Source organism: Corallibacter sp., from assembly GCF_048381695.1.
In the GTDB taxonomy this organism is placed as follows: Bacteria; Bacteroidota; Bacteroidia; order Flavobacteriales; family Flavobacteriaceae; genus Corallibacter; species Corallibacter vietnamensis.
Map to the genome: position 1 here is coordinate 24,419 of NZ_JBLXHI010000007.1, position 13,168 is coordinate 37,586.

General features: G+C 32.9%; 11 protein-coding genes. 9 read left to right on the forward strand and 2 right to left on the reverse strand.

Annotated elements, in window-relative coordinates; genetic code table 11:
• The first annotated feature begins 22 nt into the window (after window positions 1-22).
• Window positions 23-631 (forward strand): Crp/Fnr family transcriptional regulator, encoded by a 609-nt coding sequence (locus tag ACN5J3_RS10305; RefSeq protein WP_418511690.1) that lies wholly within the window; start codon window positions 23-25, stop codon window positions 629-631.
• Between the two features lie 98 nt (window positions 632-729).
• Window positions 730-1,290: a YceI family protein gene (locus tag ACN5J3_RS10310; protein WP_418511691.1), complete on the forward strand. Its 561-nt coding sequence runs from the start codon at window positions 730-732 to the stop codon at window positions 1,288-1,290.
• Window positions 1,291-1,335: 45 nt separating this feature from the next.
• On the opposite strand, the gene ACN5J3_RS10315 is transcribed toward ACN5J3_RS10310, so the two are convergent.
• Window positions 1,336-2,688 (reverse strand): DEAD/DEAH box helicase, encoded by a 1,353-nt coding sequence (locus ACN5J3_RS10315; protein WP_418511692.1) that lies wholly within the window; start codon window positions 2,686-2,688, stop codon window positions 1,336-1,338.
• 39 nt (window positions 2,689-2,727) lie between these two features.
• On the reverse strand, window positions 2,728-3,615 hold the full coding sequence (locus ACN5J3_RS10320) for an aldose 1-epimerase family protein (protein WP_418511693.1): 888 nt from the start codon (window positions 3,613-3,615) through the stop codon (window positions 2,728-2,730).
• A 79-nt stretch (window positions 3,616-3,694) separates the two neighbouring features.
• Between ACN5J3_RS10320 and pabB the strand changes: the two genes are divergently transcribed.
• The 7 genes from pabB (at window position 3,695) to ACN5J3_RS10355 (ending at window position 13,097) form a co-directional block, all read left to right on the forward strand.
• The gene (gene pabB, locus ACN5J3_RS10325; RefSeq protein WP_418511694.1) at window positions 3,695-4,993 is read left to right on the forward strand and encodes an aminodeoxychorismate synthase component I; all 1,299 of its coding nucleotides are present in this window, start codon (window positions 3,695-3,697) and stop codon (window positions 4,991-4,993) included.
• A gap of 14 nt (window positions 4,994-5,007) precedes the next feature.
• Window positions 5,008-6,315 (forward strand): tRNA lysidine(34) synthetase TilS, encoded by a 1,308-nt coding sequence (gene tilS, locus ACN5J3_RS10330; protein WP_418511695.1) that lies wholly within the window; start codon window positions 5,008-5,010, stop codon window positions 6,313-6,315.
• Window positions 6,312-8,312 (forward strand): protein-disulfide reductase DsbD family protein, encoded by a 2,001-nt coding sequence (locus tag ACN5J3_RS10335; RefSeq protein WP_418511696.1) that lies wholly within the window; start codon window positions 6,312-6,314, stop codon window positions 8,310-8,312. The genes tilS and ACN5J3_RS10335 overlap by 4 nt, the downstream gene beginning before the upstream one ends.
• Before the next feature lie 82 nt (window positions 8,313-8,394).
• A complete protein-coding gene (gene ade / locus ACN5J3_RS10340) occupies window positions 8,395-10,014 on the forward strand; it encodes an adenine deaminase (protein WP_418511697.1) in 1,620 nt (539 codons plus the stop codon).
• A 1-nt stretch (window position 10,015) separates the two neighbouring features.
• Window positions 10,016-10,975, forward strand: coding sequence for a YheT family hydrolase (locus tag ACN5J3_RS10345; RefSeq protein WP_418511698.1), 960 nt, complete (start codon window positions 10,016-10,018; stop codon window positions 10,973-10,975).
• 39 nt (window positions 10,976-11,014) lie between these two features.
• On the forward strand, window positions 11,015-12,553 hold the full coding sequence (locus ACN5J3_RS10350) for a YifB family Mg chelatase-like AAA ATPase (protein ID WP_418511699.1): 1,539 nt from the start codon (window positions 11,015-11,017) through the stop codon (window positions 12,551-12,553).
• A 49-nt stretch (window positions 12,554-12,602) separates the two neighbouring features.
• The gene (locus ACN5J3_RS10355) at window positions 12,603-13,097 is read left to right on the forward strand and encodes a hypothetical protein (RefSeq protein WP_418510062.1); all 495 of its coding nucleotides are present in this window, start codon (window positions 12,603-12,605) and stop codon (window positions 13,095-13,097) included.
• Window positions 13,098-13,168 lie beyond the last annotated feature (71 nt).

Here is a 13,168-nt window from a genome sequence, read left to right on the forward strand (position 1 = left end):
AACAACGGTTATTTTATTATTTTTGGCATACAATTACCAAAAACAACAAATCATTCAACCGCTATTAAATTATATTGAGCAATATATTGAATTGACTTCAGAGGAAATCAATATACTATCTGCTAACGTAACCGAAAGGAAATACCTAAAAGGTCAATACATTCTTCAACAAGGTGATGTTTGTAAACACAGCAGCTTTATTTTAAAAGGATGTACTAAAATGTTTTATGTTGACGAAACAGGCAATGAGCACATTATAATGTTAGGTGTAGAAGATTGGTGGGTTTCTGATATTGGTAGTTTTGTAAATCAAACACCAGCCGAGTTTAATATACAATGCTTGGAGGATACAACATTAGCACAGTTTCATCACGCTACTATAGAAGATGTTTTTAAGCGTGTACCAAAGTTAGAGCGGTTTTTTAGAAAAGTTACTGAACGCGGTTTGTCAGCAGCTTTAAATCGTATAATTAGAAACTTTAGTATGACAGCCAAAGAGCGTTATATTTTCTTTAAAGAAACTTATCCCAAGATAGAACAGCGTATTCCACAGTATTTGGTAGCATCTTATTTAGGTATAACCAAAGAGTTTTTAAGTAAAATAAAGAAGCAACTTTCCCAAGAAAGTTAAACTAGTTTAATATCATTTTATAAACTACTTCATTTTTATTCATCTAGTGTCTTAACATCTTTGCATTGTAATTAGTTATAACTATAAACAATATAAAAATGAAAAGAATAACATTAGCAATCATTGCATTTGCAACATTCACAACAACTATGAACGCACAAGAAAAAAATGTAAGTACAACAGAAAGTAAGATTAACTGGAAAGGCTATAAAGTAGGAGGTTCTCACGAAGGAACAATAGCTCTTAAATCGGGAATATTAACGTTTGATAATGACGTATTAACAGGAGGAACTTTTACAATTGATATGACATCTATTAATACAACAGATTTAACAGGAGAATATAAAGACAAATTAGATGGTCACTTAAAATCTGATGATTTCTTTGGTGTAGCAACATATCCTTCTGCAAAAATTGTTTTTACTAGTGTAAAACCTACAGACAAAACCACTTATAAAGTTACAGGAGATTTAACAATAAAAGGTAATACAAACCCTGTTACTTTTGATTTATCTTTAGAAGGAGATAATGCAAAGGCAACGTTAAAAATAGACCGTAGTAAGTATAATGTAAGATATGGTTCTAAAAGCTTTTTTGATAATCTAAAAGACAACGTTATTTATGACGAGTTTGATATTATAGCAGATTTAAAACTTTAAGAAAAACTTTAAGATTTTAAGCCATCTTGATCAAGATGGCTTTTTTTATTTTCTTTTTTTACGTCTATTAAAATTTTTGTCGCCTCTTGTTTTAGGCTTTTTATATTTTTTAGCGATTTCTCTTCTATAAGAACCACCTAGGTTTTCTTTTTTGTTTTTTTCTTTTTTCTCGTGAAAGGCTGGTCCAGGAGCATCCTCGTCACGACGTTTTAAAGGATTATTGCGTTCCTTTATTACTGGACGTTCTTCTTCAATAAGTTCAGTTGAAATAGCCACATCATCAGGAATTGAAGCTTCGGTAATCTGCATTTGCATTAAATCTTCAATACATTTCAAAGCATCTTGCTCTTTTTCTGTACTGAAAATAAGAGCGTGTCCTTCACGTTCAGCACGTCCTGTTCTTCCTATACGGTGCATATAGTTTTCAGGAAAGTTTGGTGTATCAAAGTTTATAACATGAGAGACGTTATCAATATCTAAACCACGAGCCATAACGTCGGTTGCAATAAGAATACGGTTTTCACCAGCTCTAAACTGCTCAATACTTCGTAATCTGTAATTTTGGGTTTTATTAGAATGTATTACACAAACTTCATCATAAAACGTACTATTTAAGGCGTCATAAAGTCTATCAGCCATTTTTTTAAAAGCCACAAAAATTAATACTTTATTATAGGTGTCTTTATCTTCTAATAAATGTGTTGCTAAATTAAGCTTGGTGTAATAATTAGGTACTTGATATTTTACTTGCGATATGTTTTCTAAAGGCGTACCTGACACAGCAATAGAAACACGTTCTGGAGCTATAAAAAAGTCGGTAATTAAAGCATCAACATCTTCGGTCATGGTTGCAGAAAACATAATGTTTTGTCTGCGTTCAGGAAGAATATCAAATAAATTAAGTAATTGATGTCTAAACCCTAAATCTAGCATCACATCAACTTCATCTATAACTGTTTTTTGAATAGATTTTAATTGTAAAGCTCTACTTAATGCTAAATCATATAAACGTCCAGGTGTAGCTACAATTATATCAAGACCTTCTGCAACAGCACGTTTTTGAGTGTTGATGTTTGTACCTCCATAAACCCCTAAAACACGCACATTGATGTACTTTGCTAGTTTTTCTATTTCTTCAACAACCTGTACAACAAGTTCTCTTGTAGGCACTAGTACAAGAACTCTTGGGTTTAATTGTTCAGAATACTTTAAATGACGTAAAATAGGTAGCATATAGGCAAAGGTTTTTCCCGTACCTGTTTGTGCTATACCAACCAAATCCTTTCCAGAAGCAACCTTATTAAAGGCTTGTTCTTGAATTGGTGTTGGAGTTACAAAACCTAAGTCATCTAAAGCATTGTAAAGCGGTGTGTTTAAATTTAAATCTTGAAAAGTCACAATGTGTATTTTGATGCAAAGCTACTACTATTATTCTATTTATTCTAAATGCTTTTTGCTAATCTCTATGCCATATGAAGCCTGAAACTCATTGTTAGGCGCAAGTTTTATGATGCCTTCTTTCTCTGTAATGTTTTGATTACTATCTATGTTATCAGCAATACCAAGCCATGGTTCTATACAAATGTAATTTGCTTGAGGTTTTGCCCAAAGGCCTAAATAAGGAAAATCTTGAAAAGTCACTGTTAGTATTGGTCCTTTGTTTTTACTTGTAAGGGTAACACTTTTTGATGCTAAATCTTTAAAAATTAACGCATCATTATTAAACATTTGTTTATGCAGCTGTAGCGTTTTTGAGTTTTGTAAAATTGCTTGTGTTTCTAGGTTTAATAATCCAGAGTTATCTAATAAATGCGTTTTTGATGTTTCAGAATGCTCAAATTCTAAAATATAATCTTCATACGTTTCTCCGTCAAAAACAGGACATTTAAACGCAGGATGTTCACCAAGTGAAAAATACATGGTTTTCGTATCTACGTTTTTAACTTTGTGAGTAATTAAAATATGATGTTCTTTAAGCTGATATGTGGTGTAAAACTCAAATTTAAACGGATATATTTGATACAATTCATCGTTTGACTCAAGTTTAAAAGTAAGACTATCAGCGCCTTGTTTATAGAGTTTAATGTCTTTGTTACGTCTATAAAAGCCATGTCTAGGCAACTTGTAGGCTTTGTTATTAAAATAATAAGTGTCTTGTTTTAAACCGCCAACAATAGGAAACAAGATAGGAGCAAAGCCACTCCAAATGTCAGGGTTGCCGTCCCACATAAATTGCGTGTTATGCTTAACTGAAGTTATACTTTGTAGTTCAGATCCAGTAGGATTTATAGTAATTTGAAGTAATGAGTTTTCTAATGTATACATAGAAGCGCTATTTAAAGACCTTTACAAAAATTGCAATATTTTATGGATTCTAATTAACTTTACCATCTAATTTTTTTGATTGAGAGCAATACAGCAACATACGTTTTCTAATATAGAAATTTTTAAAGAAAAACTTTTAGCTTGGAGCACACAGTTTCATGAAGTTATTTGGTTAGATTCTAATAATTATACAGAGAAGCACTCTAGTTTTGATGCCGTTTTGGCCGTTGATGCTTTAACAAGTATTCAAACAGATTTTAAAGACGCTTTTAATAAACTAAAAGAATATCAAACAGCAACAAGTGATTGGTTGTTTGGTTATCTAACCTACGATTTAAAAAATGATGTAGAGCAGCTAGAGTCTCAAAATTTTGATGGTTTAGCGTTTCCGGATTTATACTTTTTTCAACCTAAAAAACTGTTTTTTATTAATGGCAATGAGGTAACTATAAGTTACTTAAATATGGTTGATGATGAGTTTGAAGAAGATTTGGAAGCCATAAACCAGCAAAGTGTTAGTGAGGCAGATACAAGTGTGTCAGAGGCTCCAGTAAAAATTAAATTACGAACACATAAAGATGCTTATTTAGAAAAAGTAGAAGCTGTTTTGGCACATATTCATCGTGGAGATATTTACGAAGCCAATTTTTGTCAAGAGTTTTATGCTGAAAACACGCAAATAAATCCATTGGCAACCTATCAAAAACTTGATGCCATTTCAAAACCTCCTTTTGCTACCTTTCTAAAACTTCAGGATACATACTTGTTGTCAGCATCACCAGAACGCTATCTAAAAAAAGTAGGAACAACTGTAATTTCTCAGCCTATAAAAGGAACTGCAAAACGCTCTGAAAATAACATAGAAGATCATGAACTAAAAACCCGTTTAGCAAGCGATGAAAAGGAACGTAGTGAGAATATCATGATTGTAGATTTGGTTCGTAATGACTTGTCAAAAACAGCCACAAAAGGCTCTGTAAATGTAGAAGAGCTTTGTAAGGTTTACACATTTCCGCAAGTGCATCAAATGATTTCTACGGTAACATCAAAAGTAAAACAAGATACACATCCAATAGATATTATTGCATCAACATTTCCTATGGGAAGCATGACAGGCGCACCAAAAGTTTCAGCAATGAAAATTATTGAAAAGTTAGAAGACGCTAAACGAGGTTTGTATTCTGGAGCTGTTGGCTATTTTTCTCCCGAAGGAGATTTTGATTTTAACGTCATTATAAGAAGCATTTTATACAATCATAGCAATAAGTATGTGTCTTACTCTGTTGGAGGAGCAATCACAGCAAAGAGTGACCCAATGAAAGAATATGAAGAATGTTTGGTAAAAGCTAAAGCGATGCGTCAGGTTTTAGAGAATTAACCTTATTTTTGAACATGCTCAAAGCCTTTAAAACACATATAAATAACAATCTTCCTTTTTTAAATAAAAGCAAACTTCTTATTACCGTTTCTGGAGGAATAGATAGTGTTGTGCTAACACATTTATGCCATAACTTACAGCTTGATGTGAGTTTAGCACATTGTAATTTTCATTTACGAGAAGAGGAAAGTGATGCTGATGAGACTTTTGTTATGCAACTAGCAGATAATTTACAACTAGAAGCATTTGTAGAGCATTTTAATACGAATGTCTATGCTAAAACCCAAAAGCTTTCAACACAAATGGCAGCAAGAGAATTGCGTTACGCTTGGTTTCATGAATTAGCAGTTCAGTTAGATTTTGATTATATTTTAACAGCACATCATGCCGATGATAATTTAGAAACCTTTTTAATTAACCTTACACGCGGAACCGGATTAGAAGGCTTAACAGGAATTCCAGAAATAAATGAAAATATTGTTCGTCCGTTATTACCGTTTTCTAGAACAGAAATAGAGGCGTATGCTCAAGAAAATAAAATTACTTGGCGTGATGATAGTAGCAATGCATCAACCAAATATTTGCGTAATAAATTACGTCATGATGTAATTCCTACGTTAAAAACAATCAATCCGCAGTTATTAGAAAATTTTAGTAAAACTCAACAGCATTTATCAGCATCAAAAACCATTATTCATGATGCTTTAAAGCAGGTTTATAAACATGTTGTTACTGAAAAAGAAGGCATGTTGATGTTTGATATTTCAGCATTAAAAAAATTATCTAATCCTAAAGCGTACTTATATGAGTTGCTTAATGACTACGGATTTACAGCTTGGGATGATATTACGAACTTACTAGATGCACAATCTGGAAAATCAGTTAGTTCGCAAACACATGTTTTACTTAAAGACCGAGATTTTTTAATACTTTCTGAAAATCTTAATTCAGAATCAACACCAATTTTGGTAAACCATTTAGAGCCTGTTAAAATTACTTCAGGTGTTTTATCATTTCAAGAGGTTAATGATTTTGTAGATAACGATTTAAATAATATTTACGTTGATAAAGATTTGTTAAAATTCCCATTAACTGTAAGAACGTGGAAAAAAGGCGACTATTTTTGTCCTTTTGGTATGAAAGGCTCAAAAAAAATTAGCAAATATTTTAAAGACGAAAAACTGTCACTTTTTGCTAAAGAGCAAGTCAGACTTTTGTGTTCAGAAGAACAAATTGTTTGGGTAATTGGCTACAGAATGGATAGCCGATTTAAGATTACCAACAGCACAACAAATATTTTAAAAATAACACTAACTAAATGAAACTCAAACTAACATTATTTCTAACGGTATTCATACTTGCATTTGTATCTCATGCACAAATGTTAAATCCTGTAACATGGACAACCAAGGTAGAAAAACTATCAGACACAGAATATAATCTTGTTTTTGAAGCCGATATAGAAACACATTGGCATTTATACTCACAACATTTACCTGATGTAGGCGATAAAATAACACCAAACCCAACAGAGTTTCTTTTTGATTCTATTGATACAGTTGATAATATTAAACTTATAGGCGATGTTAAGGAGAGTCCATACATCACATCTTATGATAAAGTTTTTGAAGTAGATTTAAATTACTTTGATGAAGAAGCTACATTTATTCAAAAAGTAGAACTTTTAAATCCAGAACTGAAAACTATTTCTGTAGAAATTTTGTATCAAGCATGTGATGATGCACGTTGTATTTATCCACAAAAAGTTGTTGAGTTTAATTTTGAAAACACCCAAGAAGCAACAACTTCTTTAGAGAATGCTTCAGACGAAAAAACACAATCTACGACTGTTTCTGAAGACAATACAAATGAAACAAATTCTAAAAGTTTGTTGTCTATCTTTTTTACATCATTCTTTTTAGGGTTTTTGGTATTGCTAACACCTTGTGTATTCCCAATGATTCCTATGACGGTTAGTTTCTTTACAAAACAAAGTAAAACTAGAGCTTCAGGAATAAAAAATGCCTTATTATATGGCTTTTTCATTATTGTAATATACACCCTTTTAGGAACCGCTATTTCAGCTATTTTTGGTAGTAATGCCATGTATGAGTTTTCTACAGGTGTTGTTTTTAATGCGATTATGTTTGTTGCCTTATTAATATTTGCATTTTCTTTTATGGGAGCTTTTGAAATAATGTTACCAAACTCTTGGGTAAACAAGGTTGATAGTGGCGCAAATAAAGGTGGTATCATCGGAATTTTCTTTATGGCATTAGCGTTAGCAGTTGTTTCTTTTTCATGTACATTTCCTATAGCAGGAACCGCATTGCTTGATGCTGCGACTAAAGGCGGTATTGCTCCTATAATTAGTATGTTAGGGTTCTCGTCAGCAATTGCGTTACCATTTGCATTGTTTGCATTTTTCCCAAGTTGGTTAAACTCATTACCTAAATCTGGAGGTTGGTTAAATACCGTGAAAGTAGTTTTAGGATTTTTAGAATTGGCGTTTGCATTCAAGTTTTTATCAATGATAGACTTGGTATTAGAATGGCATTTCCTAGAGCGTGAAGTATTTTTAGCTATTTGGATTGCTATTTTTGGAACTTTAGGATTATATCTTTTAGGAAAAATAAAGCTTCCTCACGACTCACCTTTAATGCATATTTCTGTAGGAAGACTTTGTATGGCTTTAATTACATTAGCTTTTACAGTTTACATGATTCCAGGACTTTGGGGAGCGCCATTAAAGCTTATTAGCGGATTTCCGCCGCCAATGAGTACAAACAGTGAATCACCTTATGGTGTTGGTTATACAAAAAAACAAGTGAGTGCTTCCGGAGGAACTGTTAAAAAAGATTTACCAGAGAATGCACATTATGGTCCACATGATTTAATTGCATTTCATGATTATGATGAAGGTTTAGCGTATGCTAAAAAAGTAAATAAGCCAATTATGCTTGATTTTACAGGGATAACTTGTGTAAACTGTCGTAAAATGGAAGAACAAGTTTGGATTGAAGAACGAATTTTTCAACAGTTAAATGAAGAAGTTGTACTTATATCTTTGTATGTTGATGATAGAAAAAAACTTCCTGAAAGTGAGCAATATGAATCTGAAATCACAGGGAATACTATAAAAACATATGGTCATAAATGGCTAGAATATCAGCAGTTAAATTATAATACAAATGCCCAGCCGCTTTATGTTATTCAAAATACTGAAGGCGAAGATATCAGCGAGCCAGTTGGTTATACCCCAGATGTTAATGAATATCACGATTGGTTAGAAAAAGGTATTCAAACTTTCAAAAAATAACAGACTTTTTGTTTACTTAAAAAGCGAGATTAGTTCTCGCTTTTTTTTTATGTATTTATTGTAGCTTTACACAAATGATATTATGAAAATTCAAGGCCATATTGTAGATGTTGTAAATAAACAAATTTTTAAAGGAGAGATAACCTTTAAGGATGGAAAAATAGCAGCTATTAATAAAAAAGAACACAATGTAAATCAATATATTATTCCGGGTTTTGTTGATGCACATATACATATAGAAAGTTCTATGTTAGTCCCAAGTGAGTTTGCTAGACTAGCTGTTTGTCATGGTACGGTTGCTACAGTTTCAGATCCGCATGAGATAGCTAATGTACTTGGTGTAGAAGGTGTTGAGTTTATGATTGAAAATGGCAAGCAAACGCCGTTTAAGTTTAATTTTGGAGCGCCTTCATGTGTGCCAGCAACGCAATTTGAATCAGCAGGAGCAGTTATTGATTCAGAAGGTATAAAGCAATTATTAGCAAATCCAGATATTACATATTTAGCAGAAATGATGAATTATCCAGGTGTTATTCATAATGACCCTGAAGTGATAAAAAAGATAGCTTGGGCAAAACATTACAATAAGCCTGTAGATGGTCATGCACCAGGACTTCGAGGCGATGATTTATCTACCTATATTCAAGCGGGAATTTTTACGGATCATGAGTGTTTTACATATAACGAAGGATTAGAAAAGCTACAAAAAGGCATGAAAGTACTTATCAGAGAAGGTAGTGCAGCCAAAAATTTTGAAGCTTTAATTGATTTGTTACCAGAGCATTTTGAAAATATGATGTTTTGTAGTGATGATAAACATCCTGATGATTTACTAATTGATCATATTAATAAACTTTGTGCACGAGCTATAGCTAAAGGAATTGATATATTTAAAGTTTTGCAAGTTGCCTGTGTAAATCCAGTTAGGCATTACAATTTAGATGTTGGTTTACTTCAATTGGGCGATGCAGCTGATTGTGTTATAGTAGAAGATTTGAAAAACTTCAAAGCTTTACAAACATACATTAACGGTGAGTTGGTTTATGATCATGGCGAATCAAAAATTCAGCAAACACCTTTCAGAATTCTTAATAACTTTAATACAGATAAAAAATCGTTATCAGATTTTAAAGTTGCTTCAAATACATCTAAAATACGTGTTATAGAAGCATTAGAAGGACAATTGGTAACCAACGAGTTAATTGAAGATGCCTTAATAGAAGAAGATAATATCATTTCTAATGTTGAAAAGGATATTTTAAAAATGACTGTTGTCAATAGATATAATAACGATAAGCCAGCGATGGCTTTTATAAAGAATTTTGGTTTAAAAAAAGGTGCTATAGCGAGTTCAGTAGGCCATGATTCTCACAATATAATTGCAGTGGGAGCAAATGATGATATGATTTGTAAAGCTGTAAATTTAATTATAGAAAATAGAGGCGGTATTTGTGCCGTTTCAGAGACGGAGTCACAAGTAGTGCCACTACCAGTAGCAGGAATTATGAGTGATCAAGATGGCAAAACTATTGGAAAACAATATGCTGAATTAGATAAGCTTGCCAAACAATTAGGTAGTACATTGCATGCACCATATATGACATTAAGTTTTATGGCTTTGTTGGTTATTCCATCCTTGAAATTGAGTGATAAAGGATTATTTAACGGTACAACATTTCAGTTTACAACATTAGAAGTATAATATGCCCGTACTAGAGTCTACTTATAAAACACCGTATTTTTTTAGAAATGGTTTTGTGTCAACTGTGTATTCTGGATTGATAAGAAACGTAAGCGGATTGATACAAGAACGTGAACGTATCACGCTACCTGATGGCGATTTTTTAGATTTAGATTGGAGTCATTCCAAAACAAAGACAAATAAGTTAATTATTCTATTACATGGGTTAGAAGGTAATGCACAACGCCCTTATATGACAGGAACAGCTAAACTTTTTAATCAAAACGGAATAGATGCTGTTTGTGTGAATTTTAGAGGTTGTAGCGGACAAGATAATTTAAGTTTTAGATCATATCATTCAGGAGCAACAGAGGATTTAGATGCTGTTATTCAACATGTTTTAAAAACAAAAGCTTACGATACCATTTTTTTGAAAGGGTTTAGTCTTGGAGGCAATCTTACATTAAAATATTTGGGCGAACGAGAAAATTTACCAATCCAAATAAAAGCAGCAGTTGCTGTATCTGTGCCTTGCGATTTATATAGTTCATGTAAAGAGCTTCATACGTTAAAAAACAAACCATATCATGATAAGTTTAAAACAGATTTAAAAAATAAATTACTAATAAAACAAAAAAATCATCCAGATAAGCTTTCGGTAAAAACAATAAAATCTATAAAAACTTTAAAAGACTTTGATGATATTTACACCTCTAAAGCTCATGGATTTAATGACGCTTTAGATTATTATAAGCAGAGTAGTAGTTTGCAATTTCTTCCTCATATCAAAATACCTACACTTATTATAAACGCACTTAATGACTCATTTTTAGCGCCAGAATGTTATCCTGTAAAAGAAGCAAAAAACAATGCTAATTTGTATTTAGAAATGCCTAAACATGGTGGTCATGTTGGTTTTCATTTATACAAAGGTGTTTATTATAATGAATCAAGAGCTTTAGCATTTATTCAAGATTTTTAATTTCACTTTTTTTACTATTTTTAAGCAAATCAATCACTTATGCTTAAAAAAGTTTTTGCCAGCGCTGTTTTTGGCGTTGAAGCCTCAACCGTTACTGTAGAAGTTAATGTAGATAAAGGTATCGGCTATCATCTTGTAGGCTTACCTGATAATGCTATAAAAGAAAGTAACTACCGTATTGCTGCTGCACTTCAAAATAATGGTTATAAAATACCAGGAAAGAAGCTTATAATAAATATGTCTCCTGCTGATTTACGAAAAGAAGGCAGCGCGTATGATTTAACGTTAGCTATTGGAATTCTTGCTGCTTCCAATCAAATTCAAGCAGATAATTTAGATCGCTATTTAATCATGGGTGAGTTATCTTTAGACGGCACATTACAGCCTATAAAAGGTGCTTTGCCTATAGCAGTTAAAGCAAGAGAAGAAGGTTTTAAAGGCTTTATACTACCCAAACAAAATGCCAAAGAAGCAGCTATTGTCAATAACCTTGAAGTTTATGGCGTAGAAACAATAGAACAGGTTATCAATTACTTTGATAAAAATGAACCATTAGAACAAACTATTATTAACACACGTCAAGAATTTGAAAAACAGTTAGATTTTCCAGAATTTGATTTTGCTGATGTAAAAGGTCAGGAAAGTATAAAACGATGTATGGAAATAGCGGCTGCTGGAGGACATAATATAATATTAATAGGCCCGCCGGGAGCAGGAAAAACAATGCTAGCAAAGCGCTTACCTAGTATTTTACCACCAATGACCTTAAGCGAGGCATTAGAAACAACAAAAATACATTCGGTTGTTGGTCGTGTAAAAGAACATACCGGATTAATGGCTCAACGCCCATTTAGAAGTCCGCATCATACTATTTCAAATGTAGCGCTTGTTGGCGGTGGTAGCTATCCGCAACCAGGTGAAATATCATTGTCACACAATGGTGTATTGTTTTTAGATGAATTACCAGAGTTTAAGCGAGAAGTTCTAGAAGTAATGAGGCAACCGTTAGAAGATCGTGAGGTAACTATTTCTAGAGCAAAATTTACAGTAACTTATCCGTCGTCATTTATGTTGGTAGCAAGTATGAATCCCAGTCCTAGTGGTTATTTTAACGATCCTGACGCGCCAGTAACATCAAGTCCTGCTGAAATGCAGCGTTATTTAAGTAAGGTTTCTGGGCCATTATTAGATAGAATAGATATTCATATAGAAGTAACGCCTGTACCTTTTGAAAAACTTTCTGATGATAGAAAAGGGGAATCTTCTGTAGATATTAGAAAGCGTGTAACTAAAGCAAGAACATATCAAACAACACGTTTTCAGTCGTATGAAAATATACACTACAACGCTCAAATGACCACAAAGCAAATAAGAAAATATTGTGCACTAGACGACGCATCAAAAGCTTTGTTAAAGAGTGCTATGGAGCGATTAAATTTATCTGCGCGTGCTTACGACAGAATTTTAAAAGTAGCAAGAACTATAGCAGATTTAGAAGGTTGTGATGATGTGCAAGGCAGCCATATTAGCGAAGCAATACAGTATAGAAGTTTAGATAGGGACGGTTGGTTAGGCTAATTTTTTTATTACCTTTAGCGGGTTATTAATCAACTTTTAATTAAAACTTATGAAAAATTTAGGAACACTTCTTTTGGGGATTATTTTGGGTGTTTTAGGGTATTACTTTTTTTGTGGTACTTGTTGTGGAGATGTTGGTTCTCCGCCACCTATTACAAAACCGCAAGGACTTATTACTTCAAGTCAAGCTCAAGTATTGTCATCAGCATATAATATGCGTTATGAACTGGTAAGCGACTCTGTTTTTGGAGGTCCAAATTTAGATAACCGCTCATCTTGGTACTCTGTTGATGATATTAAAAACTATTTAATATATGCTGATAGCCAGTCAACAGCTTTAGGGTATACTATGAATGGACTTCGTGTTTATTTAGGAGCTCAACAAGGAAGTAAAAAAATGCCAGGCTATACAACAATGTTTTTTGTACCAACTGGTGAGTCTACTTCATCGTCTACAAAAGGAGGGAAAAATGATATTCCAGGTGGTGATGGTCTGGATTATGGAGGAGAAGGCCATCCACCAAGTGCAACATACCCACAATAAATTATTATGGAGGAATTTTTAAAACAGAATTATTTTGTTTTAACCTATTCCGTAGAAGGTTTAGCAGCCGT